This is a genomic window from Streptomyces sp. NPDC101490 (assembly GCF_044767145.1).
In the GTDB taxonomy this organism is placed as follows: Bacteria; Actinomycetota; Actinomycetes; order Streptomycetales; family Streptomycetaceae; genus Streptomyces.
In genome coordinates this window covers 1-26,226 of the sequence record NZ_JBIWNI010000024.1, presented here as the reverse complement: position 1 = coordinate 26,226, position 26,226 = coordinate 1, and the positions used below count along the sequence as shown (strand labels likewise).

The window sequence follows — 26,226 nt, the reverse complement described above, 5'->3', positions numbered from 1 at the left end:
GGGCCCGGTGGCCCCCCGTCTCTCGACACGGCTCGCCCACCCGCTCCACCCCCGAGCAGGCCCACCCCGGCGAGGCCCCCACTTCGGGAGGCCCTCGCCGGGGCCCCTCCCGGCCTGGCCCCACGCCTCGGCGCCGGGCCCGTAAGGGTGAGGTCTCCCTCAGGGGCAGGGGCGAGCCCCTACGGAGGCAGGTGCCCCTACGGGCGGGGGTGCCCCCACGGGCAAGCCCGCCCCCTACGGGCAAGCCGGCCCCCTACGGGTAGGGGCAGGGTCCCCAGGGGCAGGGCCGCTCCCCGGGGGCAGCCCCGCCCCGGGCCCGGTGGCCTCCGGGTCCCAGTAGATTGGGTGCGTGTTCTCCAGCCTCTCGCGTCCCCTTGCCCTCGCGGTCTGCGCCGTGCCCGTCCTCGCGCTCTTCGCCGTCGTCGGACTCGCACCGCTGCCGTACGCGATCGCACAGCCCGGCACCACCGCCGACGTGCTCGGCGAGAACAAGGGGAAGGAGATCATCACGATCACCGGCGCCCCGGTCCGGGAGACCCGGGGCCAGCTGCGGATGACGACGATCCTCGCGACCGGGCCGTCCACGGACATCCGCCTCGGGGACGTGACCGACGCCTGGTTCCGTACCGACCGGGCCGTCCTGCCGCGCGCGTCCGTCTACCCGCCGGGGAAGTCCGACGCCGAGATCGAGAAGCGGAACCTCGGGCAGATGAAGCAGTCGCAGGACGCGGCGGCCCTCGCCGCCCTCGGGTACCTGAAGGAGGACCCCGAGAAGGTGAAGGTGACCCTGAGCCTCGCCGATGTCGGCGGGCCCAGCGCCGGACTGCTGTTCTCCCTCGGCATCGTCGACAAGCTCGACGGCGACGGGGACGGCGGCGACCTCACCGGCGGCCGGACCGTCGCCGGTACGGGCACCATCGACCCGGACGGCACGGTCGGCGCCGTCGGCGGGGTCTCCCTCAAGACCCAGGCGGCCGCCCGGGACGGGGCCACCGTCTTCCTCGTGCCGAAGGCCGAGTGCGGCGACGCCCGCGCCGAGCGGCCGGAGGGCCTGCGGCTGGTGCCGGTCACCGCGCTCAGCGACGCGGTGGCGTCCCTCCGGGCCCTGGAACAGGGGCAGGAGTCGAAGGTCCCGACCTGCTGACCGGCACCGCGCCGCCGCCGTGAGGCGGCGGTTCCGGCAGCGAAGAGTCCGGCCGGGCTTCCGGCCGGGACTCCGGCCGTACGTCCATCCCCCGCCAGGCGGGGAAGACCAGCGGCGCCAGCGTGGTCAGGAAGTACAGCCCGCCGATTCCGAGCAGCGTCGCCGTCAGACCGATCCGCTCGACCAGCAGGCCCGCCGCCAGACCGCCCAGCGGGGTGGTGAGCAGCACACCCGCGGTGCTCGCGCCGACGACCCGGCTGCGCAGCCCGTCGGGGACCTGCTCGTACATCACCGTGGTCAGGATCGGATTGAGGAAACCGACGCCGAAGCCCGACGCGGCGACCGTCACGAGGAGCGGCGCGGTGGTGTCGGTGAGCGCCGCCACCACGTACGGCGGGGCGCCACCGACCAGGAAGCCCGCCGTGAACACCGCCCGGCGCGGCAGGCGTTCGCCGACCGCCCCGTAGAGCAGCGCCCCGGCGAGGGCGCATCCGCCGAAGACGGCGACGATCAGACCCTGCGCCGCCGGGCCGCCGAGCTGCTCCCGGGCGTGGACCGGCAGCAGGACCGAACTCCAGCTCTGGCCCAGTCCGTTGGTGACCATCACCATGATCATGATGCCGAACAGCAGCCGGTTGCGGAACAGATAGGCGTACCCCTCGCGCAGGTCGGCGCGGTAGCGGGCGGGGGAGAGCCGGGGGCCGTCCCGTACCGGCTCGGCAGCCGGGACCCCGCGCAGTCCCACCACGACCAGCAGCGCGGAGAGGGCGAAGGTGGCCGAGTCGAGGACCAGGACCGTGTCGGCGCCGAGGACGGCGACGAGGAGCCCGGCGACGGCCGCGCCGGTCATCCGGGCGCCGCGCGACACCGCGTCGTAGAGGCTGGCGACCCGGGGGAGGGAGGTCCCGGCGCGGGCGGCGAGGTCGGGCACGAGGACGTGCCGTGCGGTCTCGCCGGGCGCGTGGAACAGGCCGTTGACCGCCATCAGGGCGCACAGCATCCAGAACTCCAGGACGCCGGTGTGGTGCAGCAGCGGGATCGCGGCGAGCGCGAGCGCGCACACCAGGTCGGAGGTGATGCTGACGCGGCGGCGGCCGATCCGGTCGATGACCGGGCCGCCCGCGAGGGTGGCGAGCAGGACGGGCAGGGCAGCGCAGAAGGCGACGAACCCGGCCTTGCCGGGGCTCCCCGTGGTTTCGAGCGCGAACCACGGGACGCCGATGAGGGTGAGTGAATTACCCGTGATGGAGACGGCGTTGGCGCCGAGGACGGTCAGCAGGGGAGCCCGGTCACCCTTCGCCGTACGGACTCCGCCCCTCGCCGTACAGGCTCCGTCCCTCGCCCTACGGACTCCGTCCTCCGCCGTGTCCGGCGGTTCCTCCGTGTGTCCCCCCGGGGCGCTCATGCTGCCAGGCGTATGGAGTGGTGGGCGGGGGTGGCCAGGCGCAGGCCCAGCTCGACCAGGGTCCAGCCGAGCCGGACGCGCAGGGCGGGCGCGGTGCCGGTGGCCGGGAGGGGGCCGGGGCGGCCGTGGCCGCCGGCGGCCTCCCGGTGCAGCTCGGCGGCGGTCAGGGTGTGCAGCTGGAAGTGGATGTCGGCGTGCATGGCTCCGTGGTTCCTTTCCTCGGTTCGCGTGTGGGTACGGGTCCCGTGGGTGCGGGTGCCCGGGGGCGCCCGCCTTGGGGGCGCCCGCCGTCACTCCTCGTGCTGCGGGAACGCGTGCAGATGCATCCGTACGCGCGCGGCGCCGGGCGCGTCGGTGTCGGCGGCGGCGCGGTACTGGTCGATCAACTCGTGCAGCTTCGCGCTCAGTTCGCGCAGCTGCTCGGGCGGCAGGTGCAGGGTGAAGTCGCTCATGTCGGCGGCGCCGGACCAGGACTCGTCCCAGGTGTGGCGGGTCGCGAACCAGGTCGAGAGTTCCTGGGTGTGGATGGTGGCGACCTCGTGCATGACGACGTCGAGCGCGCCCTGCACCTCGGGGTCAGGGTTCTTGTACAGCTCCTCGTCGAAGCTGGTCCCCTGGTGGGCGGCCTTCCACCAGCGCTCCCGGCCCTTGCCGCGCGTCGGGTCGTCCTCGACGAAGCCGTGGGCGGCGAGCTGGCGCAGGTGGTAGCTGGTGGCGCCGCTGGACTCGCCGAGCCGCTCGGCGAGTTGGGAGGCGGTGGCGGGGCCGTAGTGGCGCAGGGCGCGCAGCAGCTGGATGCGCAGGGGGTGGGCGATCCCGCGCAGGGAGCGGGGGTCGAGCGAGCGGCTGACGAATTCCTCGGGCTCGGGCATGGTCTCAGCGTAGAGTTGCAAAGAAGTCGTTGCAAGGAAATTTTGCAACGACTTCTTTGCAAGGTTCTCCTCGCGTCTCCCGCCCGTGCGGGCGCGCGCACCAGCGGCCCGCACTGGGCGGCCCGCACCCGGACGGTCCGCAGGCCCCGGGGGTGCGGGCCGCACGCTCCCCGGCGCCCCTACTCCCGCGCCGCCTGCTCCACCAGCGGGATGATCCGCAGCGGCACCGGGTTCTCCATCACGATCGCCGTGGACGCCCGGACGATCCCCTCGAACGCCACCACCTTGTCGATCACCCGCTGGAGGTCCGCGTTGGAGCGGGCGACCAGACGGCAGAGCATGTCGCCGTGGCCCGTGGTCGTGTGCAGTTCCAGCACCTCCGGGACCGTCGCCAGGTGCTCCCGGACGTCCGCGCCCTGCCCCTGCTTGATCTCCAGGGTGGCGAACGCCGTCACCGGATAGCCCAGCGCCGCCGGGTCCACCTGGGGCCCGAACCCCCTGATCACCCCGCTGGCCCGGAGCCGGTCGAGCCGCGCCTGCGCCGTGCCCCGGGCCACTCCGAGGCGCCGGGACGCCTCCAGGACGCCGATGCGCGGCTCGCGCGCCAGGAGCACGATCAGCCTGCCGTCCAGATGATCGATCGCCACAGCGGTCTCCTCATGGTCAGGATGTACAAGTCGTCCGGCCATACTCGACGTTCCCTGTACAGGATGACCAGGGGAACAGCAAACTCTTGCGCACCTTGCCGGGCAGCGGGACATTGCTCGTATGACTGAGACCATCGAGCACACCCCCTCCACGGCGCGGCAGGCCGATCCCTTCCCCGTGAAGGGAATGGACGCGGTCGTCTTCGCCGTCGGCAACGCCAAGCAGGCCGCCCACTACTACTCCACGGCCTTCGGCATGAAGCTGGTCGCCTACTCCGGACCGGAGAGCGGCAGCCGGGAGACCGCCAGCTACGTCCTCACCAACGGCTCCGCCCGTTTCGTGTTCACCTCCGTCATCAAGGTCTCCACCGACCGGGGCCGCTTCCTCGCCGACCACGTCGCCGAGCACGGCGACGGCGTCGTCGACCTGGCCATCGAGGTGCCGGACGCGCGCGCCGCGTACGCCTACGCCGTCGAGCACGGCGCCACCGGCCTCGTCGAGCCGCACGAGGTGAAGGACGAGCACGGCACCGTCGTCCTCGCCGCCATCGCCACCTACGGCACGACCCGCCACACCCTGGTCGAGCGCTCCGGCTACGACGGCCCGTACCTCCCGGGCTACGTCGCCGCCGCGCCCATCGTCGAGCCCCCGGCCAAGCGCCTCTTCCAGGCCATCGACCACTGCGTGGGCAATGTCGAGCTCGGCCGGATGAACGAGTGGGTCGGCTTCTACAACAAGGTCATGGGCTTCACGAACATGAAGGAGTTCGTGGGCGACGACATCGCGACCGAGTACTCGGCCCTGATGTCCAAGGTCGTCGCGGACGGCACCCTCAAGGTGAAGTTCCCGATCAACGAGCCCGCGATCGCGAAGAAGAAGTCACAGATCGACGAGTACCTGGAGTTCTACGGCGGTGCGGGCGTCCAGCACATCGCCCTCGCCACCAACGACATCGTGGCCTCCGTGCGCGCGATGCGGGCCGCGGGCGTCGCCTTCCTCGACACCCCCGACTCGTACTACGACACCCTCGGCGAGTGGGCCGGGGAGACCCGGGTGCCGGTCGAGATCCTGCGCGAGCTGAAGATCCTCGTCGACCGCGACGAGGACGGCTACCTGCTGCAGATCTTCACCAAGCCGGTGCAGGACCGCCCGACCGTCTTCTTCGAGATGATCGAGCGCCACGGCTCCATGGGCTTCGGCAAGGGCAACTTCAAGGCCCTGTTCGAGGCGATCGAGCGCGAGCAGGAGAAGCGCGGCAACCTGTAGTCCACACCGGACGCGAGCGCCGGACGCGGGTCCGGGGGCGGGCCCGGGGCAACACCCCCGGACCCACCCCGGCATCCCTTACGGGCCCCACCCCGGGTCCTCACGGGACCCCACCTCGGGGCCGTACGAGACCCACCCGGGTCCGTACGGCCCCGCCACGCGTCCGTACGGGGCACGGGCCCCACGCGCGCGCGTACGTCGGCCGAACCGGCCCCCGCATCCGCTCCCCATCCCCATCCCCCTCCCCCTCCCCGCGCAGTGCGATCAGCCGCCCTTCGGCCCCGCCCTACCCCCGCCCGCCCGGCCTCTCGCCGGAGTTACCGGACGGACTCCCGGCGGGCTTCTCCGTCCGCTCCGGCCGCTCGGGCTTCTCCGCCCGCCCGGGCTTCTCCGGCGCCCGTTCCGTCGGCTTCCCCGAAGCGGCTCCCGAGCCGCCTCCCGAGCCCGTGCCGCGCCCCGTGTCCGAGCCCCTTCCCGGGGCCGCCGTCTCCGGCGACGCGGACGACGGCCGCCCGGCGCCCGAGGGCTTCCCCGGACGCGTCCCCGTACCGGCGGACGGGCCCGTCCCCGTACCCGAGGACGCATCCGTACCGCGCGGCCTCACCGGTTCCCTCGGGCGGAGTTCGCGGGGGAGTTCGTCGGAGGGCTCGCCCAACTCCGTGAGCGCCTCCTCCGCCCTCGGGGCCAGCAGCGGCGAGAACGCCGGGTTGATCCGCAGTGCCTCCGCCAGATGGCGGCGGGCCTGTCCCTCCAGACCCAGGGCCCGCTCGATCTCACCCCGGTGGTACGCGAACAGCGCGCTCCGCAGCCCCTCCTCGGTGGCCAGCTTCGCGTACCCCAGGGCCTCCTTGGTCTGCCCCGACCGGAACAGCGCCCACGCCATCGCGTCCGTCGCCCGCAGCGAGCGGTGCCCGCGCGCCCACTCCGCCCGCATCCGCGCCGCCGCCGCCACCGGATCGCCGTGGTCCGCTTCGAGCAGCACCAGCGACACCTCGGCCGACGGCGGAGCGCTCGTCCGCAGCCGCTCATAGAGGGCCCGCGCGTCCCCGTCCAGACCGAGCGCCTCGTGCAGTTCGCCCGCGTCGAGGAGGTACTCCGGCAGCGGCAGCCGGGCCAGCACCATCCGCCAGTCGCGCAGCGCGTCGTCCCCGCGCCCCAGCGCCGCCAGCGCCCGCGCCCGGCCCGCCAGCGCGGGGGCGTGGTCCGGTACGAGCCGCAGCGCCGCCCCGTACCGCTCCACCGCCTCCTCCGGCTCGCCCCGCTCCCACGCCAGATCCCCCAGCCGGACCAGCGCCGGGGTCTTCTCGGCGTCGGTCCGCGCCAGCGCCGCCGCCGCGAGGGCCGCCGCGTCGGCGTCCTCCCGCCAGCCCCGGTCGCGGTAGTTCTGCGCGGCGAGCCCGCGCACCATCGCGCCCGAGTGCAGCCCCTCCAGGCTCTCCACGGCCTTCCGGGCGGCCTTGTGGTCCCCGAGGCCGTTGTACGCGTCGATCAGGACCGGGTAGACGGGCCACCGCTTCGGGTCCGCCTTCCGGACCCGCTCGCCCCACTCCTTCGCCGTCCGCCAGTCGCCCCGCGCCCCCGCGAGCGCCCCGAGACCCAGCTGCGCGTCCAGATTGCCGCTCGCGGCGGGCCGTTCGGCGAGCGAGCGGCGCAACGCCCGGTCGGCCCGCTGATAGTCCCGTACGTCCCCCAGCCGGGTGCCCCGCTCCGTGTACGCCGCGCCGAGCCGGGCCCAGGAGGAGTCGTCGTCGGGGTGGTCGCGCAGCCACTTCTCCCGGTCGGAGATCAGCGCGGCGAGGTCGGGGAGCGAGGCGGGGGCGCCCGCGTGGGCCGCGATGGCCGCCCGCTCGGCCGGGCTCGGCGGGGGCGGCGGGTCCTGACCGAGGAGTTCGGGGACGTACAGCAGGGCCGTCGCCGCGAGCACCGCGCCCGCCCCGGCCACCAGGACCGTCCTCGACACGTTCGGGGTCTTCATGGCGCTCACTGTGAACCCGCCGCGGCTGTACGAAGAGCACACGATGCGCCCGCTCCGGCGGGTTCACACCGATGGCCCCGGGTGCCACGCTGGAGGCATGGACGATCTTCAGCAGGACGACCTCCGCTCGCGGCTCCACGAGCGCCTGCGCGCCGGGCTGCCCGAGGGAGCGGTGCTCACCGACCCGGACGTCATGGCCTCCTACTCCCGCGACATGGCGAGCTTCTGCGCCGCCGGAGCCCCGGCAGCCGTGGTGCTCCCGCGCACGGTCGAGCAGGTGCGGCACGTCATGCGCACCGCGACCGGACTCCGGGTGCCCGTCGTCCCCCAGGGGGCCCGTACCGGCCTGTCCGGCGGCGCCAACGCCACCGAGGGCTGCATCGTGCTCTCCCTGGTCAGGATGGACCGCATCCTGGAGATCAGCCCGGTCGACCGGATCGCCGTCGTCGAGCCGGGTGTCGTCAACGCGGTCCTCTCACGGGCCGTCGCCGAGCACGGCCTGTACTACCCGCCGGACCCCTCCAGCTGGGAGACCTGCACCATCGGCGGGAACATCGGCACCGCCTCCGGCGGCCTGTGCTGCGTGAAGTACGGGGTGACCGCCGAGTACGTTCTCGGGCTCGACGTGGTGCTGGCCGACGGGCGGCTCCTGAGGACCGGGCGGCGCACCGCCAAGGGGGTCGCGGGCTATGACCTGACCAGGCTCTTCGTCGGTTCGGAGGGCAGCCTCGGCATCGTCGTCGGCGCCGTGCTGGCGCTCCGGCCGCAGCCGCCCGCCCAGCTGGCGCTCGCCGCCGAGTTCCCCTCGGCCGCCGCCGCGTGCGAGGCCGTCTGCGCGATCATGGAGCGCGGTCACACCCCGTCGCTCCTCGAACTGATGGACGGCACCACGGTCCGGGCGGTCAACGCGATGGCGCGGATGGGGCTGCCCGACAGCACGGAGGCGCTGCTCCTGTGCGCCTTCGACACCCCGGACCCGGCCGCCGACCTGGCCGCCGTGGGGGAGCTGTGCGCGGCGGCGGGCGCCACCGAGGTCGTCCCGGCGGCGGACGCGGCCGAGTCCGAACTCCTCCTCCAGGCCCGCAGGCTCTCCCTCACGGCCCTGGAGACGATCAAGTCCGCGACGATGATCGACGACGTGTGCGTGCCCCGCACCCGGCTCGCCGAGATGCTCGCCGGCACGGCGGCGGTCGCGGAGAAGTACGGCCTGACCATCGGTGTCTGCGCGCACGCGGGGGACGGCAACACCCACCCCGTGGTCTGCTTCGACCACACCGACGAGGACGAGTCGCGGCGGGCCCGCGAGTCCTTCGACGAGATCATGGCGCTGGGGCTCGCGCTCGGCGGCACGATCACCGGCGAGCACGGCGTCGGCGTCCTCAAGAAGGAGTGGCTGGCGCGCGAACTGGGCCCGGTCGGCCTGGAACTCCAGCGGGGCATCAAGGCGACCTTCGACCCGCTGGGACTGCTCAACCCCGGAAAGCTGTTCTGAGGCGACTCCCGCGTCCTGTACGGGGACGGTGGCTCGCCGCCCCGCATCCCGTACGGGGACGGTGGCTCGCCGTCCGGCATCCCGTACGGGGATGACAGCCAGCCGTCCCGGATCCCGTACGGGGACGACCGTTCGCCGTCCCGGATCCCGTACGGGAACGACCGCTCGCCGTCCCGCACCCCCTACGGGGCTCACAGCTCGCCGTCCTGCGACTCGTCCGACGGCCACGGGTCGCGCAGCCACAGCTCGTCGGCGATCACGGTGGCGGAGAGCAGCTCGGCGAGCCCCTCGTCGATGCCGAGGTGCTCCGACTCGGTGCCCGGCGGCACCGCGCGCAGGGTCCGCTCCAGCCAGGCCGACACCTGCGCGGACGGGGCCTCCAGGAGGGCGTCGCCGTCGGGGGAGGAGAGCGCCATCAGGACGACGCCCCGCCCGTCGACCTTGGTCGGCCAGATGCGGACGTCGCCGTGCCCGCAGGCCCGGAAGACGCCCTCGACGAGCAGTTCGCGGGCGAAGGTCCAGTTGACCGGGTGTTCCGTGCCGATGTGGAAGGTGATGTGGACGGCGTACGGGTCGTCGGTGCGGTACGCCAGCCGGGCGGGCACCGGGACGGCCCGCTCGGGGGAGAGCACCAGCTTCAGCTCCAGCTCGCGCTCGACGGTGGTGTGGTGGGTGTTCTGCATGGTCGTGCTCCCTCGCGTGGACCGGCCCCGTACGGGCCTTCACCAGGAGAGAGCGGGGTGGACGCGCTTCATTACGCGACTACGGGAAGTTTTTTCCGAGAAGTTTTCCCGGCCCGTCACCGGACCCCGGACCCGCCACCCGGCCGGGTCCCCGGCCCCGTCCCGACCGGACGCTTCCCGGACCCCTGGTCCGGCCTTTCGCACGGCCCCGATGCGGCCCCGATGCGGCCCCGGTCCCGCCCCCGCCCTCCCCATGTGCCGCCCCGAACATCACGCTGAGTGAGTGATTCCGGGGTCGGTGCCCCCGAAGGCGGCCTTTCTCTCCGGCTCCTTGTTCCCCGGAGGGCGTTCTTCGTTACTGTCCTCCTTGGGCGCGGCACGCCCGGCACGCGGCCGCGCGGACCAAAGGCGTTGTGACTGAACGGAGTCGGGGCAGTGGCTACTCCTCCTGGAGGCGGCGGAGAGGTACCGCAGGCGGGGTACTACCCGGACCCGTCCATTCCCGGGTACATCCGGTACTGGAGCGGGGGCGCCTGGGTGCCCGGCACGAGCCGCCCCGCGCCCAGGGACGGCGAGGCCCCGCCGCACCCGCCCGCCGGTGCGGCCCCGGCTGGTCCGGCCCTGGCGTCGGGCCCGGCCACCACCCCGGTCGCGGCCGGACGGCCGGAGTCCGCCGCGCCCGCCGCGGCGGCACCGACGAGGGACCTGGCTCCGGCCCCCGGACCGGCCAGGACCCCCGCCCCCGCCGAGCGGGCCACCCCGCTCCCGCCCCAGCCTCCCGCGCACGCCCAGCCTTCCGAGCACGTCCAGCCCCCGGCACACGTCCAGCCCTCAGCACACGTCCAGCCCCCGGCGGGCGGGTCGCACCGGGCCCCCGTCCAGATCCCCGTCCCCGCCCAGCAGCGGCCCGCCCCCGTGCCCGTGCCCGCCGTGGAGGAGACCGGCCCCGTCTTCTTCGACGAGGACCCCGAGCCCTACCCCGGGCCCGCCCCCGCCTGGCAGGCGGACTCCGCCCGGCAGACCGGCTTCGGCGGCGACCGGGACCAGCGGGTCTCCTGGGGCGCGCCCCAGCCCGCCGCGGCCGACCCCCGGACCCCGGCGGACTGGCCGGTCACGGGCGGCGGCGGGCCCGTGGCCCCCGTGCCCGTGGCGGACCCGAGGACCCCCGGGGGCGCCGCCCGGCTCGGCGGGATGCCCGTCACCCCGGCCCCGACGCCCGCCCCCGTACATCCCGCCCCCGTACATACCGACCCCGCCCCAGCCCCCGTACATCCCGGTCCGGCTCCCGTGCGGCAGAGCCCGGCCCCCGGGCCGGGCCCCTCGGCGGCCCCGCCCCGGCAGACGGCCGCCCCGGCCCCCGCGCCCGTACCGCCGAACCCGGCGCCCGCGCACCCCGGGCCTCCGGCCGGGCCGCAGCAGACGCGGGTGGCTCCCGAGGCGGCGGCCTGGGAGCGGCAGGCCCCGCCGCAGGAGCAGCAGCCGGTCGCGCCCTGGAAGCCGCCCGTCGAGGACGTGTTCACCCGGGCGGCCCGCGCGCAGGCCTCGGCCCGGCCCGCCCCGCTCGGGCGGCGGCTGCTCGCCCGGGTGATCGACACGATCGTCCTGGGCGGGCTCTCCGGCGCCGCCGCCGTCCCGTTCGTGACCGCCGCGCTCGACCACATCGACGGCAAGATCGAGGAGGCCAAGCAGTCCGGTGTCACCGTCCAGGTCTGGCTGGTGGACTCGACGACCTCGGTGCAGTTCGGCATCGCGCTGGCCGCGCTGCTCGTCCTCGGCGTCCTCTACGAGGTGGTGCCCACGGCCCGCTGGGGCCGGACCCTCGGCAAGAAGCTGTGCGGGATCTCGGTGCGGGACATCGAGGGCCACGAGCCGCCGGGGTTCGGCGCGTCGCTGCGCCGCTGGCTCGTCCACGGGGTCCTGAACCTGCTCGTCGTCGGTGTCCTCAACGTGGCCTGGTGTCTCTTCGACCGCCCCTGGCGGCAGTGCTGGCACGACAAGGCGGCCGGTACGTTCGTGGCGCGCTGACGGGGCGTCGGGAGGACCGGGAGGGGGCCGACCGGGCGAGGGTCCCCCCGAACGGGCGGTGATTCCTTGCGGGGGCGCCGGGCCCGGGATGCACTGCCCCCATGAGCACCGACCAGCCGCCGTCCGGCCAGCCGCCCGAGGAGGACCCGTTCCTCAAGAGGCCGCAGGAGCCCCCGCCGCCCTCCGGCGGCCAGCCGCCGCCGTCCGGCCCGCCCCCGGAAGGACCCCCGCCGGGCGACCCGTACGGGTCCGGGTCCTCCGGCGGCTCCCCGTACGGGCCGTCGGACGGTTCTCCCTACGGGTCCTCCGGCGGCTCCCCCTACGACGGCGGCGGGATGCCCCCGCCGCCGTCCTCCCCGTACGGCGGCGGGGGTTACGGCGGGAGCGATCCGCTCTCCGGGATGCCGCCGCTCGCGGAGTCGGGCCGCCGGATCATCGCCCGGGTGATCGACTGGCTGATCATCGCCGTTCCGCTGGCGATCATCGGCATCCCGTTCGGCATCTACCGACGGGCCACCGAGGACAGCTTCGGCAGCGGTGAGGGGGTGGGCTTCCAGCTGCTCACGATCGTCGCGTTCGTCGCGTACGACACGGTGATGACGGCGAGGACCGGCCAGACCGTGGGCAAGAAGCTGATGAAGCTCCGGGTCGCGATGCTCAACGACGGCGCGACGCCCCCGATGAACCAGTCGCTGCTGCGGGCCGTGGTCCTGTGGGTGCCCGCGCTGATCTGCTGCGCCTGTCTGTGGCCGCTGCTCCTGCTGATCCTGATCCTGGTCGACAAGCCCTACAAGCAGGGTCTGCACGACAAGGCGGCGAAGACGGTGGTCGTCGCCGTGCCGGAGTAGGGGCCGGACCGGAGCGTCAGGGACCGGTCCGGGTCTCGGTCCCCGCGCCGACGCGGGCGGCCGGCGCACGGACCGGTGCTTCCGCCGGGTCCGGGAGAACGGTGCCGGGGGGCTTGACGGAGCCCGCCCGCGCGGGCATCGTCACCGCCACGAACAGTCCGAGCAGCAGTCCGGCGAGGCTCACCGCGATGATGCCGGGCGTGCTCGTCGTGCCGGAGAGCAGCAGCAGGGCGACGGTCGTGAGGACGACGGTGGCCGTGCCGCAGGCGAGCTGTGCGGCGTTCGGACGCTGCATGTCGGGACCGCCCCCTCAGGAGGTCGCTTCGGCCGGGGCGCCGGTGTCCGGACGCCGGTTCGACTGTACCGACGGTGGGTGTCCGAGCGGAACCGGCAGGTGCGGGGCCGCACCCGGGGCGCGGGTGCACGGGGGGCGCACGGAGTCACGCTCTCTGTGATCTTCATCCTCATGGACCCGCCATCTGTCCGATAATCGGAATCCATCTGCCGCATAATGCAGTTGGTGTGAGCAAGTCAAGATCTGTCTTTTCTGGTCTCCCTCCGGTCGAATGTCGTCACTTGTGACGCGCGACCCCGCCGGACGGACACCCCACCTTCGGTCCGAGGGCGTGGGCGCCGGGGAGGACAACTTCAAGTGACCAATAGACGACGGGCGATCAGAACGTCCGCAGTGGTCGTGGCACTCGCGGCTACCGCCGCCACCGCCTCGACCTTCAGCACCGCTTGGGCGGACAACAACGGCCGCCTCACCGCGGCCGACGTGCGTCACGACCCGGCGCCCGGCGCCGGAGTCGACAAGACGACGGTCGACCACGACCTCGACGGCCCGTTCAGCCAGCAGCAGGCCCAGCAGCGCAAGGCCGCTCTGGAGCAGGTGCTGAACGGCAAGTCGAAGGTGGAGCGCCGCGGCGGCTCCCAGGTCGTCAAGCTCGACAGCAAGAAGTACGTCGAGCTCGGGCGTGAGAAGACCGACAAGATCTTCACGATCCTCGTCGAGTTCGGCGACAAGGTGGACAACACCACCCTCGTCGACCGCGCGGACGACAACACCCCGGACCTGAAGCCGAAGTTCGGCGGCACGCCGGGACCCCTGCACAACCAGATAGCCCAGCCGGACCGGGAGGACGACAACTCCACGGACTGGAAGGCCGACTACAACCAGAAGCACTTCCAGGACCTGTACTTCGGCACCGGCAAGGACGCCAAGGGACAGCCCAAGCAGTCGCTGAAGACCTACTACGAGAAGACCTCGTCCGGCCGTTACTCGGTCGACGGCGCCGTCTCCGACTGGGTCAAGGTCGAGTACAACGAGGCCCGTTACGGCTCGAACTACTGCGGCAACAACAACTGCTCCAACGTCTGGGACGCCGTCCGCGACGGTGTCACCGCGTGGACCGCCGACCAGAAGGCCAAGGGCCGCACCGACGCCCAGATCAAGGCCGACCTGTCGCAGTACGACCTGTGGGACCGGTACGACTTCGACGGCGACGGCAACTTCAACGAGCCCGACGGGTACATCGACCACTTCCAGATCGTCCACGCGGGCGAGGACGAGTCGGCGGGCGGCGGCGCCCAGGGCTCCGACGCCCTGTGGGCGCACCGCTGGTACGCGTACGGCACCAACGTGGGCAAGACCGGCCCCGACAACAACAAGGCCGGCGGCACCCAGATCGGTGACTCCGGCATCTGGGTCGGCGACTACACGATGCAGCCGGAGAACGGCGGCCTCGGCGTCTTCGCGCACGAGTACGGCCACGACCTCGGTCTGCCGGACCTTTACGACACCTCCGGTCTCCCCGGCGCCGAGAACTCGACCGGCTTCTGGACGCTCATGTCGTCCGGTTCCTGGCTCGGCAAGGGCAAGGACGCCATCGGCGACCTGCCCGGCGACATGACCGCCTGGGACAAGCTCCAGCTCGGCTGGCTGAACTACACCAAGGTGTCGAACGACGGCCGCCAGACGAAGTCCACGCACAAGCTGGGCGTCTCCGAGTACAACACCAAGAACCCGCAGGCGCTCATCGTCGAGCTGCCGAAGAAGACGGTTCCCACCGAGGTCGTCGCGCCCGCCGAAGGCGCCACGCAGTGGTGGAGCGGCATGGGTGACAACCTCAAGAACACCCTGACCCGCCCGGTCGACCTCACCGGCAAGACGTCCGCCTCCCTTGAGCTCAAGGGCTGGTACGACATCGAGCTCGACTACGACTACCTCTACGCCGAGGTCTCCACCGACGGCGGCGCCAACTGGACCGCCCTCGACGGCACCGCCGACGGCAAGGCGCTCCCGCGCGACGCCAGCGGCGCCCCGGCGCTGACCGACGTCTCCGGCACGCACAAGTCGCTGGTCTACGGCCTCGACGCCTACGCGGGCAAGAAGTTCGACCTCCGCTTCCGCTACCAGACGGACGGCGGCGCGGGCGGCAAGGGCTTCACCGCCGACGCCATCACCGTCAAGGCCGACGGCGCCCCCGTCTTCTCCGACGGTGTCGAGAACGGCGACAACGGCTGGGTCTCGAAGGGCTTCTCGCGGATCGGCAGCGGCTTCTCGAAGCAGTACGAGCAGTACTACATCGCGGAGAACCGCCAGTACGTGTCCTACGACACCACGCTGAAGACCGGCCCGTACAACTTCGGCTTCACCGGTGACAAGGCCAGCTGGGTCGAGCACTACCCGTACCAGAACGGTCTGCTCATCTGGAAGTGGGACCTCTCCCAGAAGGACAACAACACCGCGGTCCACCCGGGCACCGGTCTGATCCTTCCGGTCGACGCCCACCCGACGCCGCTGAAGTGGTCCGACGGCACGCTGATGCGCAACCGCGTCCAGTCGTACGACGCCACCTTCGGCACGTACCGGACCGACGGCCTGCTCCTGCACAAGAGCAACGTCGCCACGTGGGTGAAGTCGCAGGCGGGCAACCCCGTCTTCGACGACCGCAAGGGCACCTACTGGTTCGAGGAGACCAAGCGCGCCGGTGTCAAGACAACTGACACCAACACCAAGATCGAGGTCATCAAGGAGCCGAAGAGCGGCGAGACGATCACGGTCCGAGTGGGTCCCTCCACCAAGTAATTCGGTAAAGCACCAGGTCAAGCCATGATCGGCCGTCGCCCCCTAGCGGGCGGCGGCCGATCGTGTTTAGGTGCGTCTGACGGTCCCTGTCACCGTCCTTGTTGACAGTCGATCCACGGGGGAAGTGGTTCACCATGCCCAACGGAGGGTTCTGCAAGCTGCCGGGCGGCAGCGTGGTGGTGGCGATAGGACTGCCCAGTCCGGCCCGCGACGGCGCCACCGTGCGCTTCCTCGTCCACGCCGCGAACCGCGCCCGCGCCCTGACCAGGCTGCGGAACCTGGGACTGCGGGCGGTCTATCTGCGCGGCAACACCGAGCCGCCCACCCCGGACGAGATCACCGCCGTCCTGCACCATCCCGACGGACTGCTGTGGAGATCCACCCCGGGCGCCGCCCAGGAACTCTGGCACCCCGTACGGTCCCTCCCCAGGGAACCGGCGGCCTGACCGGCCCCAAGCCCCCGGCCCCGGGCGCGTCGCCCGGCCTCAGGGACCCGGCCCCGCCCCAGGAGCGGTACGGCCCCGCTCCCGGCGGCACGGCCTCAGCCGAGCACCGGCTTCCCCGTCAGCTCCACGCCCGCCGCCCGCAGCTCCTCCAGGGCCCGCTCGGTCGTCGGCCGCGCGACCCCGGCCGTCAGATCGAGCAGCACCCGGGTCCTGAACCCCTCCCCGGCCGCGTCCAGGGCCGTCGCCCGGACGCAGTGGTCGGTGGCGATGCCCACCACGTCGACCTCGGTGACGTCCCGCTCGCGCAGCCACTCCGCGAGCGTCCGCCCGTTCTCGTCCCTCCCCTCGAACCCGCTGTACGCGGCCGAGTAGGCGCCCTTGTCGAAGACCGCGTCGATCGCCCCGCTGGCGACCGCCGGAGCGAAGTTCGGGTGGAAGCCCACCCCCTCCGTACCGGCCACGCAGTGCACCGGCCAGGAGGTCACGTAGTCCGGCTGCTCACCGGCCGGGGCGAAGTGGGACCCCGGGTCGACGTGGTGGTCACGGGTGGCGACCACCTGCCGGTACGAGGAGCCCGCCGTCTGGCCGACCAGGTCGGTGATGGCGGCGGCGACGTCCGCGCCGCCGGTCACCGCGAGGCTGCCGCCCTCGCAGAAGTCGTTCTGCACGTCCACGACGATCAATGCGCGCTGCATGGCGGGTGTCCTTGTCCTGGGGGGAGGGCGCGTCGGGAAGGCGCGTAGGGAAGGGGAGGGGACCGAGCCTAGAGACTTCCCCCTCCCGCCGGGAGGGGGCGTTCCGGGCGACCTCGGCGGGAGCGGCCCCGCGGGCGCGTCACCCGCACGCCGTCGCACCCGCTCCGTCACCCCGTCACACGTACTCCGTCGGCAGCACCGGCTCGCCCCGGGACAGCTGGATCGCCGACATCGGGAGCGCGGCCCGTACCGCGAGGTGCCGGGACCTGGCGGCCTCCAGCGGCTCCCGGGCCACCACCTCGCCGCCCACGACCAGCGGCACGAGCAACTGGTGGTCCACCAGCTCCCCGGGCACCGGCCCGGTGCCCACGACCTCCGCCTCGGCGACCCCGTCCGCGTCCGGCCGCCGGGCCGCCCACTTGCGCCCGCCGACCGACGCCTTGCCGCCCAGCGACTTCTTGGCGACCGGCACCAGCGGCGCCGCCGGATCGGCCGAGGCGGCCCGCGCGACCAGCTTGTAGACCATGGAGCAGGTCGGATGGCCGCTGCCGGTGACCAGCTGCGTGCCCACCCCGTACGCGTCGACCGGCGCCGCCGCCAGCGAGGCGATGGCGTACTCGTCCAGGTCCGAGGTGACCACGATCCGGGTGTCGCGCGCGCCCAGCTCGTCCAGCTGCGCCCGCACCCGGTGCGCGACGAGCAGCAGGTCGCCGGAGTCGATCCGGACGGCGCCGAGCTCGGGCCCGGCCACCTCCACGGCGGTCCGCACGGCCTCGGCCACGTCGTAGGTGTCCACCAGCAGGGTCGTACCGCGCCCCAGGGTCTCGACCTGGGCCCGGAAGGCCTCCCGCTCGGTGTCGTGCAGCAGGGTGAAGGCGTGGGCGGAGGTGCCGACGGTCGGGATGCCGTAGCGGAAGCCCGCCGCGAGGTCCGAGGTCGAGTCGAAGCCGCCGACGTACGCGGCGCGGGCGGCGGCGACGGCCGCCAGTTCGTGGGTGCGCCGGGCGCCCATCTCGATCAGCCGGCGCCTGCCGGCCGCCGCCGACATGCGGGAGGCGGCGGCGGCGATGGCCGAGTCGTGGTTGAGGACGGAGAGGATCACCGTCTCCAGGAGCACGCACTCGGCGAAGGAGCCCTCGACGCGCAGCAGCGGGGAGCCGGGGAAGTACACCTCGCCCTCGGGGTAGCCCAGGACGTCGCCGGAGAAGCGGTAGCGGGCCAGCCACTCCAGGGTCGGCCCGTCGACGGTCCCGCGCTCGCGCAGGAAGTCCAGGAGGTCGGGGTCGAAGCGGAAGTTCTCGATGGCGTCCAGGACCCGTCCGACGCCCGCGAGGACGCCGTAGCGCCGCCCCTCGGGCAGTCGCCGGGTGAAGACCTCGAAGACCGAGCGCCGGTCGGCGGTCCCGGCCCTGAGGGCCGCCTGGAGCATGGTCAGCTCGTACTGGTCGGTGAAGAGCGCGGTCGACGGCACGCCCACCCGTCGCCCGCCGCCCTCCCGAGGACGCGACTCGCGCACTTCTTCGTTCGGCAGCCCAAGGTCCGCAGCGTTCATGGCAGCGATGCTAACCCGGAAATCGTCACTCTGACGATTTCGATGCCCACAGGAGGCGGAATGGGTGCATCCGTTTGTGCGACGGGCCCTCCGGAGTGGCAGCATGGGGTGAGTGAGCGTCGCGCCTGTTGAGATCGAACGTACGGAATCGGCCGAGGAGGTCTCCGCGGTCGTCGAACCCGACGTGCCCTGGGTGACCCTGGTGCACAACGATCCGGTCAATCTGATGAGCTATGTGGAGTATGTCTTCCAGGCTTATTTCGGACACTCCAAGGACAAGGCGCACAAGCTGATGCTCGACGTGCACCACAAGGGCCGTGCGGTCGTCTCCAGCGGCACCCGCGAGGAGATGGAACGCGACGTGCAGGCCATGCACGGCTACGGACTGTGGGCCACCCTCTCGCAGGACCGCGGCTGATGGCCGGGCGTTTCGACCGGCTCCCCGACGGCGGCGCCGCCATCGGGCTCGACGACGTCGAGATCTCCATCCTGCGCTCCCTCGCGGTCCAGCTCATGGAGCTGATCGGACCGGGCGACGAGCCCGCGCCGGACGCCGACCCGCTGGCCGCGCTGTTCGCCGAGGGCCCGAGCGAGCCGCCGTCGGACCCGGCGCTGCGGCGCCTCTTCCCCGACGCGTACGGCGACGGGAGCGAGGAACTGCGCTCCGCCGCGTCCGACTTCCGCCGCTTCACCGAGAACGACCTGCGGGCCCGCAAGCGCCAGGACGCCCTCGTCGTGATCCGCGCCCTCGACGCGCTCTCCGCCGCCGCCGAGGACGAGGGCGGGGCGGTCCTGAAGCTGACCCCGGACGAGTCCCGGGCGTGGCTCGGCGCGCTCAACGACCTCCGGCTGACCATAGGGACCCGCCTGGAGGTCGCGGACGACGGGGAGAGCGAGCGGCTGTACCGGCTGCCGGACTCCGACCCCCGCAAGCCGATGGTGATGGCGTACCTCTGGCTCGGCGCCCTCCAGGAGTCCCTCGTCGAGACCCTGATGCCGTAGCCGGGGCCGCGAGGACCCGTTCCGTTCGCTCAGCGGACGCTCAAATCCGGATAACGAATGCGTTATCAGAGCGTCCGCTTTGCCATGTTGAATCCTTTTCCTCTGCTCTTTTCCGTGGTGTGGGTCACACGCAACTCCGCCCATCACCTCCCACCCCGTGATAAATCTTCACGACCGCTCGGGGGACGCCATCCCTGTTTCCCGAGGGCGCTTCGACCGGCTGACCGCCGGTGGCACTCCATCCATATCCGGGGGGATCAGGAACCGGTCCGCGGCGGACGCACACGCGAACGCGCGGATCGGCATGGAGAAAGGCGCACCACCATGACCTCTGCGCAGGTCGACCAGGAACACGGCGGCGACGCGTCCGTGGGCGGCGGCGAGGGCTACCAGCGTGGCCTCGGCGCCCGGCAGATCCAGATGATCGCGATCGGCGGCGCCATCGGCACCGGTCTCTTCCTCGGCGCGGGCAAGGCCATCGCCAAGGCGGGACCCAGTCTCATCCTCGCGTACGCGATCGCGGGCCTGGTCATCTTCTTCATCATGCGGGCCCTCGGCGAGCTCCTCATGTACCGCCCGGTGTCCGGCTCCTTCTCGGAGTACGCCCGCGAGTTCGTCGGCCCCTTCGCGGGTTTCGTCACCGGCTGGACGTACTGGCTCTTCTGGGTCGTCACCGGCATCACCGAGGTCACCGCCGCCGCCACCTACATGACGTACTGGTGGGACATTCCGCAGTGGATCTCCGCGCTCGTCTTCACCGTGGTCCTCTACGGCGCGAACCTGATCTCCGTGAAGCTGTTCGGAGAAATTGAATTCTGGTTCTCCATGGTGAAGGTCACCGCGATCATCGGGATGATCCTGATCTGCGCGGGCATCCTCACCCTCGGCTTCTCCGACGCCGGTGACACCGCGACCGTCGCCCATCTGTGGAACCAGGGCGGCTTCTTCCCGAACGGCATCGGCTCCACGCTGATGACCCTCCAGATCGTGATGTTCGCCTTCCTCGCCGTCGAACTCGTCGGCGTCACCGCCGGCGAGTCCAAGGACCCCAAGACCGTTCTGCCTAAGGCCATCAACACCGTGCCGTGGCGCATCGCCGTCTTCTACGTCGGCGCGCTGATCATGATCCTCTCGGTCGTCCCGTGGACCGAGTTCCAGCCGGGCGTCTCCCCGTTTGTTGCCGCCTTCGAGAAGATGGGCCTCGGTGTCGGCGCCGCCGTCGTCAACTTCGTCGTGCTGACCGCCGCGCTCTCCTCCTGCAACTCGGGCATGTACTCCACCGGCCGGATGCTGCGCGACCTCGCGCTCAACGGCCAGGGCCCGAAGGCCTTCACCAGGCTCACCAGGAGCGGCATCCCGCTCGTCGGCACCACCTTCTCCGCCGCGCTCATGCTGGTCGGCGTCTGGATCAACTACATCGCCCCCGGCAAGGCCTTCGAGTACGTCGTCTCCTTCGCCACCATCTCCGGCATGTGGGCCTGGATCATGATCCTGGTCTGCCAGATCCGCTACCGCGCCAAGGCGAACCGGGGCGAACTCCCCCAGTCCTCCTTCAAGGCCCCCGGAGCCCCCTGGACCAGCTGGTTCGCGCTCGCCTTCATCGGCATGGTGATCGTGATGATGGGCATCGACGAGGGCGCCCGCGTCTCCCTCTACTGCGCCCCCCTCTGGGGCCTCCTGCTCGGCGTCTCCTATCTGGTCCTGAAGTCCCGCGACCCGGAGGGCGCGGCCTTCAAGAAGCGGACCTGACCAGCGCCGTCCCAGCATCCGGGCCGTCCCGTACCACTCCTCGGTACGGGACGGCCCGTCCGCTTATCCTGGCCGCATGCTGACCATCACCCGGGCCCTGTACGACCAGATCGTGGAACACTCCCGCGCGGACCACCCCGACGAGGCCTGCGGCGTGGTCGCGGGCCCGGCGGGCTCGGGCCGCCCCGAGCGGTTCATCCCGATGCTGAACGCGGCCCGCTCGCCCACCTTCTACGAGTTCGACTCCGCGGACCTGCTCAAGCTCTACCGCGAGATGGACGACCGGGACGAGGAACCCGTCATCGTCTACCACTCGCACACCGCGACCGAGGCGTACCCGTCCCGCACGGACATCACCTACGCCAACGAGCCCCAGGCCCACTACGTCCTCGTCTCCACCGCCGACAGCGACGGCGCGGGCCCCTTCCAGTTCCGCTCCTTCACCATCGTCGACGGCGTCGTCACCGAGGAGGACGTCAAGGTCGTCGAGGCGTACGAGCCCGAGACCGTCTGAGGCCGCGCGCCCGCCCCGGTCCCGCCGCGCCCCGGCCCGGGCCGCCCGGCCCCGCCCCCGACGATCTTCACGGCCACCGTCCGCGACCCGCTCCCGCCCGGATGAGACACTGACCCGGACCAACGGGCGGCAGGGCCCAGGAAGCCGGTGCGAATCCGGCACGGTCCCGCCACTGTGACCGCCCCTCCGGGGACGGAAGCCAGGAACTGACCTGCCGCCTCCCGCACCGGTCGGGGACGTGGAAATCCCCGGAGGAGGCACGTTCCGTCATGATCCGGCACCGCAAGCTGCTGCCCGCGCTCGCCCTCGTCCCGCTGCTCGCCGCCTGCGCGACCACCCCCGCGCCGGACGCCCCGGCCGCCGGGAAGGCCGCCGCGGGATTCCCGTACACCGTCGACAACTGCGGCGTGAAGAGCACCTACCAGGCCCCGCCGAAGCGCGCGGTCACCATGAACCAGCACGTCACCGAGGTCATGCTCGCCCTCGGCCTGGAGAAGTCGCTCGTCGGCACCGCCTACCTCGACGACGCCGTCCTCCCCGCCTACAAGAAGGCGTACGACTCCATACCGGTCCTCGCGAAGGAGTACCCCTCCAAGGAGGCCCTGCTCGCCGCGAACCCCGACTTCGTCTACGGCGGCTACTCCTCCGCCTTCTCCGCCAAGGACGGCCGCAGCCGCGACGACCTGGCCCGCGCGGGCATCGCCACCCGGCTCAACACCGAGTACTGCCCCACCGGTTCGACCTCCGTCGACGACCTCTACCGCGAAGTCCGCGAGACCGGCCGCACCTTCGGCGTCACCAGCCGCGCCGACAGCTGGGTGGGCGAGGCCCGCGCCACCCTCGCCGCCACCGAGAAGCGCCTCAAGGGCGTCGAACCGGTCTCCGTCCTCGTCTACGACAGCGGCGACAAGACCGCCTTCACCGCGGGCGGCAAGGGCATCGGCAACGAACTCATCACCCGCGCCGGCGGCCGGAACGTCTTCGCCGACCTCGACAAGACCTTCGGCGACGCCACCTGGGAACAGGTCGTCGCCCGCAAGCCCGAGGTCGTCGTCATCTACGACTACGGCTCCACCACCGTCGAACAGAAGAAGAAGCGGCTCCTCGACGACCCCGCCCTCAAGGACGTCCCCGCGATCAAGAACCGCAGGTTCGCCGTCATGCCGCTCTCCGACACCGTCCTCGGCGTCCGCGTCCCCGCCGCCGTCGACAAGCTCGCCGCCCAGCTCCACCCCGCCCGCTGACCGCGGCCCCGTGAAGACCGCAGCCCGCCCCGCCCCGGCCGCCCCCCGGGCCGGGGCCCCCGGCCTCCCCGCGCCCGCCCGCCCCCTCCGGTACGCCCTCGTCGTCACCGGCCTCCTCGCCGCCCTCGCCGCCGCCGCCCTGGCCTCCCTGGCGCTCGGCTCCGTGCGCGTCCCGCCCGGCCAGGTCCTCGACGCCCTCACCGGCCGGGCCGCCCCCTCCCCGTTCCGCACGATCGTCCTCGACGTCCGGCTGCCCCGCGTCCTGCTCGGCGTCATCGTCGGCGCCGGACTCGCCGTCGTCGGCGCCGTCCTCCAGGCCCTCGTCCGCAACCGGCTCGCCGACCCCTTCCTCCTCGGCATCTCCTCCGGCGCCTCCGCCGGAGCCGTCCTCGTCCTGGTCGTCGGCGGCGGGATCGGCCTTGTCGGCGGAGTGACCACCACCGTCGCCCTGCCCGCCGGAGCCTTCGCCGGAGCCCTCCTCGCCCTCGTCCTCGTCTACGGGCTCGCCCGCCGGGGCGGCACCATGACCGGCACCCGGCTCGTTCTCGCCGGAGTCGCCGTCTCCTACATCCTGTCCGCGCTCGCCACCCTCGTCCTGGTCGTCGGCGGACGCCCCGAACAGTTCCAGGAAGCCCTGTTCTGGTCGCTCGGCGGACTCGGCAGCGCCCGCTGGGACACCCTCCTCCTGCCCGCCGCCGTCCTCGTCCTCGGCACCGGACTCCTCCTCACCCTCGCCCGCCCCCTCGACCTCCTCCTCGTCGGCGAGGAGAGCGCCACCGTCCTCGGCCTCGACATCGCCCGCTTCCGCGCCGCCGTCTTCGTCCTCGCCTCCCTCGTCACCGCCGTCATGGTCGCCGCCAGCGGCGCCGTCGGCTTCGTCGGACTGATGGCCCCGCACGCCGCCCGGCTCGCCGTCGGCGCCCCGCACCGCAGACTGCTGCCCGTCGCCGCCCTCGGCGGCGCCCTCGCCCTCGTCCTCGCCGACCTCGCCGCCCGGACCGTCGCCGCACCCCAGGACATCCCCGTCGGCGTCCTCACCGCGCTCACCGGCGGCCCGTTCTTCCTCTGGCTGATGCGCCGCCGCCCGGAAGGAGCCGCCCTGTGACCGAACTGCGCCTGCACGGACTCTCGTACGAGGACCGGCTCCGCTCCGCCGACCTCACCGTCCGCCCCGGCGAGACCGTCGGACTCATCGGCCCCAACGGCAGCGGCAAGACCACCCTCCTGCGCTGCGTCTACGGCACCCTCACCCCCACCGCGGGCCGCGCCCTCCTCGACGGCGACGACCTGGGCGCCCTCGGCCCCAAGGCCCGCGCCCGCCGCGTCGCCACCGTCCCCCAGGACAGCGCCGTCGAGTTCGAACTGACCGTCCGCGAACTCGTCGCCCTCGGCCGCTCCCCGCACAAACGCTTCTGGGAGGGCGACACCGGCGCCGACCACGAACGCGCCGGGACCGCCCTCGCCCGCGTCGGCCTCGCGGACCTCGCCGACCGCCCGTACCCCACCCTCTCCGGCGGCGAACGCCAGCGCGCCCTGGTCGCCCGCGCCCTCGTCCAGGAACCGGACCTGCTCGTCCTCGACGAGCCCACCAACCACCTGGACATCCGCCACCAGCTCGACGTCCTCGCCCTGGTCCGCGCCCTGGGCACCACCAACCTCCTCGCCCTCCACGACCTCAACCTGGCGGCGGCGTACTGCGACCGGCTCTACGTCCTGGAGGGCGGCCGGGTCGTCACCGGCGGCACCCCCGCGGAGGTCCTCACCCCCGCCCTCCTGGAGGCCGTCTACGGGGTCCGCGCCGAGGTCGTCCCGCACCCCACGAGCGGTGTCCCGACCGTCCTTTACCAGCACCGTCCGGCAGCCGGTCAGGAATCATCCACCATGTGAGATCACATTCCGGAACCCGGACCGGGAATCGATACGATGAGCCCATGGTTTCCCACGACGTGAGCGAAGAGACTCCGGGCACGGTCATGCTCGTGGCCCGCCTGCACGTCGACCTGTGCCGCCTCGCCAGCGCGATCTGTCCGTCCCGCGCCGCGATCTGAAGACCGGCCGAGCGCACCCCGTACGACCCCCCTCCGCGCGGGGGCCCCAGCAGCGCGCCCAGCACGCCACTTCCGACAGGAGCCCACGCCATGGCCATCGAGGTCCGCATCCCGACCATCCTCCGCACCTACACCGACGGCGAGAAGGCCGTCGAGGGCAGCGGCGGCACCCTCGCCGAGCTCTTCGCCGACCTGGAGTCCCGCCACAACGGGATCGAGGCGCGCATCGTCGACGAGGGCAAGCTCCGCCGCTTCGTCAACGTCTACCTCAACGACGAGGACGTCCGCTTCCTCGACGGCATCGACACCAAGCTCACCGACGGCGACAGCGTCACGATCCTGCCGGCCGTCGCCGGCGGCATGGTCTGATCCACATGCGCTACGACTCCTCGCTGGCGGCGGTCGGCAACACCCCGCTGGTCCGCCTCCCCCGGCTCTCGCCCTCGGACGACGTCCGCATCTGGGCGAAGCTGGAGGACCGCAACCCGACCGGCTCGGTCAAGGACCGCCCCGCGCTCCACATGGTCGAGCAGGCGGAGAAGGACGGCCGCCTCACCCCCGGCTGCACCATCCTGGAGCCGACCAGCGGCAACACCGGCATCTCGCTGGCCATGGCCGCCAAGCTCAAGGGCTACCGCATCGTCTGCGTGATGCCCGAGAACACCAGCGAGGAGCGGCGGCAGCTGCTCGCCATGTGGGGCGCCGAGATCATCTCGTCCCCCGCGGCGGGCGGCTCCAACACGGCGGTCCGCGTCGCCAAGGAACTGGCCGCCGAGAACCCGTCCTGGGTGATGCTCTACCAGTACGGCAACCCGCACAACGCGGGCGCCCACTACGCCACCACAGGCCCCGAGATCCTCGCCGACCTGCCCTCGATCACCCACTTCGTGGCCGGGCTCGGCACCACCGGCACCCTCATGGGCGTCGGCCGCTACCTGCGCGAGCACAAGCCCGATGTGAAGATCGTCGCCGCCGAGCCCCGGTACGACGACCTCGTCTACGGCCTGCGGAACCTCGACGAGGGCTTCGTACCGGAGCTGTACGACGCCTCCGTCCTCACCACCCGCTTCTCCGTCGGCTCCGCCGACGCGGTCACCCGCACCCGTGAACTCCTCCAGCAGGAGGGCATCTTCGCGGGCGTCTCCACCGGCGCGGCCCTGCACGCGGCCATCGGCGTCGGCAACAAGGCGCTGAAGGCGGGCCAGAGCGCGGACATCGCGTTCCTCGTCGCCGACGGCGGCTGGAAGTACCTCTCGACCGGCCTCTACACGGCCGCCACCACGGAAGAGGCCATCGCCGCGGTCCAGGGCCAGCTCTGGGCCTGACGCGACACGGGCGCCGGGGGTGACCCCGGCCCCCGGCTAGGGCCCGTCTGACAATTCCCGCCTGCCGCGCGACGCCATGCACGCACTCTCGGCGCACCGGCCCCAGGCCCACGTACGTCCAGTACGAGGGCCTGGGGCCGGCACGCCGAGAGCACGCACCTGACGTCGCGCGGCCGCCCTGCGGGCGACGACGGGAATTGTC

Annotated in this window: 26 protein-coding genes and 1 riboswitch; of the genes, 17 read left to right on the top strand and 9 right to left on the bottom strand. The window is 72.6% G+C overall.

Going from position 1 to position 26,226, the window contains the following annotated elements:
- Window positions 1–349: 349 nt before the first annotated feature.
- Entirely contained in the window at window positions 350–1,144 is a 795-nt protein-coding gene (locus ACIRQY_RS30135) for a hypothetical protein (RefSeq protein ID WP_403930969.1), read from the top strand.
- Here the strand turns inward: ACIRQY_RS30135 and ACIRQY_RS30130 are convergent.
- From ACIRQY_RS30130 to ACIRQY_RS30115, 4 genes are all read right to left on the bottom strand, one after another.
- A complete protein-coding gene (locus ACIRQY_RS30130) occupies window positions 1,077–2,549 on the bottom strand; it encodes an MFS transporter (RefSeq protein ID WP_403930967.1) in 1,473 nt (490 codons plus the stop codon). The genes ACIRQY_RS30135 and ACIRQY_RS30130 overlap by 68 nt on opposite strands.
- Window positions 2,546–2,749, bottom strand: a complete 204-nt coding sequence (locus tag ACIRQY_RS30125; RefSeq protein WP_403930965.1) for a hypothetical protein — start codon at window positions 2,747–2,749, stop codon at window positions 2,546–2,548. The genes ACIRQY_RS30130 and ACIRQY_RS30125 overlap by 4 nt, the downstream gene beginning before the upstream one ends.
- 90 nt (window positions 2,750–2,839) lie before the next feature.
- Window positions 2,840–3,421: a winged helix-turn-helix domain-containing protein gene (locus ACIRQY_RS30120; protein WP_351782829.1), complete on the bottom strand. Its 582-nt coding sequence runs from the start codon at window positions 3,419–3,421 to the stop codon at window positions 2,840–2,842.
- A gap of 179 nt (window positions 3,422–3,600) precedes the next feature.
- Window positions 3,601–4,068, bottom strand: coding sequence for an Lrp/AsnC family transcriptional regulator (locus tag ACIRQY_RS30115; RefSeq protein ID WP_351782826.1), 468 nt, complete (start codon window positions 4,066–4,068; stop codon window positions 3,601–3,603).
- 121 nt (window positions 4,069–4,189) lie between these two features.
- On the opposite strand from ACIRQY_RS30115, the gene hppD reads away from it, so the two are divergent.
- Entirely contained in the window at window positions 4,190–5,335 is a 1,146-nt protein-coding gene (gene hppD, locus ACIRQY_RS30110) for a 4-hydroxyphenylpyruvate dioxygenase (protein ID WP_403930962.1), read from the top strand.
- Window positions 5,336–5,621: 286 nt separating this feature from the next.
- On the opposite strand, the gene ACIRQY_RS30105 is transcribed toward hppD, so the two are convergent.
- Window positions 5,622–7,310, bottom strand: coding sequence for a tetratricopeptide repeat protein (locus ACIRQY_RS30105; protein ID WP_403930960.1), 1,689 nt, complete (start codon window positions 7,308–7,310; stop codon window positions 5,622–5,624).
- Window positions 7,311–7,407: 97 nt separating this feature from the next.
- Between ACIRQY_RS30105 and ACIRQY_RS30100 the strand changes: the two genes are divergently transcribed.
- Window positions 7,408–8,802 (top strand): FAD-binding oxidoreductase, encoded by a 1,395-nt coding sequence (locus tag ACIRQY_RS30100; RefSeq protein WP_403930958.1) that lies wholly within the window; start codon window positions 7,408–7,410, stop codon window positions 8,800–8,802.
- 191 nt (window positions 8,803–8,993) lie between these two features.
- On the opposite strand, the gene ACIRQY_RS30095 is transcribed toward ACIRQY_RS30100, so the two are convergent.
- Window positions 8,994–9,485, bottom strand: a complete 492-nt coding sequence (locus tag ACIRQY_RS30095) for an SsgA family sporulation/cell division regulator (RefSeq protein ID WP_366441026.1) — start codon at window positions 9,483–9,485, stop codon at window positions 8,994–8,996.
- Between the two features lie 435 nt (window positions 9,486–9,920).
- On the opposite strand from ACIRQY_RS30095, the gene ACIRQY_RS30090 reads away from it, so the two are divergent.
- A complete protein-coding gene (locus ACIRQY_RS30090) occupies window positions 9,921–11,510 on the top strand; it encodes an RDD family protein (protein WP_403930956.1) in 1,590 nt (529 codons plus the stop codon).
- A 101-nt stretch (window positions 11,511–11,611) separates the two neighbouring features.
- Window positions 11,612–12,358 (top strand): RDD family protein, encoded by a 747-nt coding sequence (locus ACIRQY_RS30085; protein ID WP_403930954.1) that lies wholly within the window; start codon window positions 11,612–11,614, stop codon window positions 12,356–12,358.
- Window positions 12,359–12,374: 16 nt separating this feature from the next.
- On the opposite strand, the gene ACIRQY_RS30080 is transcribed toward ACIRQY_RS30085, so the two are convergent.
- Complete coding sequence (locus ACIRQY_RS30080; protein WP_403930952.1) at window positions 12,375–12,653, bottom strand: hypothetical protein; 279 nt, start codon at window positions 12,651–12,653, stop codon at window positions 12,375–12,377.
- A 357-nt stretch (window positions 12,654–13,010) separates the two neighbouring features.
- Here ACIRQY_RS30080 and ACIRQY_RS30075 point away from each other — a divergent pair, with 357 nt between their 5' ends.
- Together ACIRQY_RS30075 and ACIRQY_RS30070 are read left to right on the top strand one after the other, a co-directional pair.
- Complete coding sequence (locus tag ACIRQY_RS30075) at window positions 13,011–15,449, top strand: immune inhibitor A domain-containing protein (protein ID WP_403930950.1); 2,439 nt, start codon at window positions 13,011–13,013, stop codon at window positions 15,447–15,449.
- A 134-nt stretch (window positions 15,450–15,583) separates the two neighbouring features.
- Window positions 15,584–15,895 carry a hypothetical protein gene (locus tag ACIRQY_RS30070; RefSeq protein WP_351782800.1) on the top strand — a complete coding sequence of 104 codons (312 nt, stop codon included), beginning with the start codon at window positions 15,584–15,586 and terminating at the stop codon, window positions 15,893–15,895.
- A 95-nt stretch (window positions 15,896–15,990) separates the two neighbouring features.
- On the opposite strand, the gene ACIRQY_RS30065 is transcribed toward ACIRQY_RS30070, so the two are convergent.
- Together ACIRQY_RS30065 and ACIRQY_RS30060 are read right to left on the bottom strand one after the other, a co-directional pair.
- Window positions 15,991–16,590, bottom strand: coding sequence for a nicotinamidase (locus ACIRQY_RS30065; protein ID WP_351782797.1), 600 nt, complete (start codon window positions 16,588–16,590; stop codon window positions 15,991–15,993).
- A 175-nt stretch (window positions 16,591–16,765) separates the two neighbouring features.
- Window positions 16,766–18,142 (bottom strand): nicotinate phosphoribosyltransferase, encoded by a 1,377-nt coding sequence (locus ACIRQY_RS30060; protein WP_403930947.1) that lies wholly within the window; start codon window positions 18,140–18,142, stop codon window positions 16,766–16,768.
- 112 nt (window positions 18,143–18,254) lie between these two features.
- On the opposite strand from ACIRQY_RS30060, the gene clpS reads away from it, so the two are divergent.
- The 10 genes from clpS (at window position 18,255) to ACIRQY_RS30010 (ending at window position 26,024) form a co-directional block, all read left to right on the top strand.
- Entirely contained in the window at window positions 18,255–18,560 is a 306-nt protein-coding gene (gene clpS, locus ACIRQY_RS30055) for an ATP-dependent Clp protease adapter ClpS (RefSeq protein ID WP_351782794.1), read from the top strand.
- Complete coding sequence (locus ACIRQY_RS30050; RefSeq protein ID WP_403930945.1) at window positions 18,560–19,144, top strand: DUF2017 domain-containing protein; 585 nt, start codon at window positions 18,560–18,562, stop codon at window positions 19,142–19,144. The genes clpS and ACIRQY_RS30050 overlap by 1 nt, the downstream gene beginning before the upstream one ends.
- A 324-nt stretch (window positions 19,145–19,468) precedes the next feature.
- On the top strand, window positions 19,469–20,893 hold the full coding sequence (locus tag ACIRQY_RS30045; RefSeq protein WP_403930943.1) for an amino acid permease: 1,425 nt from the start codon (window positions 19,469–19,471) through the stop codon (window positions 20,891–20,893).
- A 76-nt stretch (window positions 20,894–20,969) separates the two neighbouring features.
- Window positions 20,970–21,407 carry a Mov34/MPN/PAD-1 family protein gene (locus tag ACIRQY_RS30040; protein WP_403930941.1) on the top strand — a complete coding sequence of 146 codons (438 nt, stop codon included), beginning with the start codon at window positions 20,970–20,972 and terminating at the stop codon, window positions 21,405–21,407.
- 137 nt (window positions 21,408–21,544) lie between these two features.
- A riboswitch (cobalamin riboswitch) is annotated at window positions 21,545–21,616 on the top strand.
- 60 nt (window positions 21,617–21,676) lie between these two features.
- Complete coding sequence (locus ACIRQY_RS30035; RefSeq protein WP_403930939.1) at window positions 21,677–22,651, top strand: ABC transporter substrate-binding protein; 975 nt, start codon at window positions 21,677–21,679, stop codon at window positions 22,649–22,651.
- Window positions 22,652–22,661: 10 nt separating this feature from the next.
- The gene (locus ACIRQY_RS30030) at window positions 22,662–23,756 is read left to right on the top strand and encodes a FecCD family ABC transporter permease (RefSeq protein WP_403930938.1); all 1,095 of its coding nucleotides are present in this window, start codon (window positions 22,662–22,664) and stop codon (window positions 23,754–23,756) included.
- The gene (locus ACIRQY_RS30025) at window positions 23,753–24,538 is read left to right on the top strand and encodes an ABC transporter ATP-binding protein (protein WP_403930936.1); all 786 of its coding nucleotides are present in this window, start codon (window positions 23,753–23,755) and stop codon (window positions 24,536–24,538) included. Before ACIRQY_RS30030 ends, ACIRQY_RS30025 begins: the two co-directional genes overlap by 4 nt.
- 44 nt (window positions 24,539–24,582) lie before the next feature.
- The gene (locus ACIRQY_RS30020; RefSeq protein WP_351782774.1) at window positions 24,583–24,699 is read left to right on the top strand and encodes a putative leader peptide; all 117 of its coding nucleotides are present in this window, start codon (window positions 24,583–24,585) and stop codon (window positions 24,697–24,699) included.
- A gap of 90 nt (window positions 24,700–24,789) precedes the next feature.
- Window positions 24,790–25,068 carry a MoaD/ThiS family protein gene (locus ACIRQY_RS30015; RefSeq protein WP_351782771.1) on the top strand — a complete coding sequence of 93 codons (279 nt, stop codon included), beginning with the start codon at window positions 24,790–24,792 and terminating at the stop codon, window positions 25,066–25,068.
- A 5-nt stretch (window positions 25,069–25,073) separates the two neighbouring features.
- Complete coding sequence (locus ACIRQY_RS30010) at window positions 25,074–26,024, top strand: PLP-dependent cysteine synthase family protein (RefSeq protein WP_403930933.1); 951 nt, start codon at window positions 25,074–25,076, stop codon at window positions 26,022–26,024.
- The last annotated feature ends 202 nt before the right edge of the window (window positions 26,025–26,226 follow it).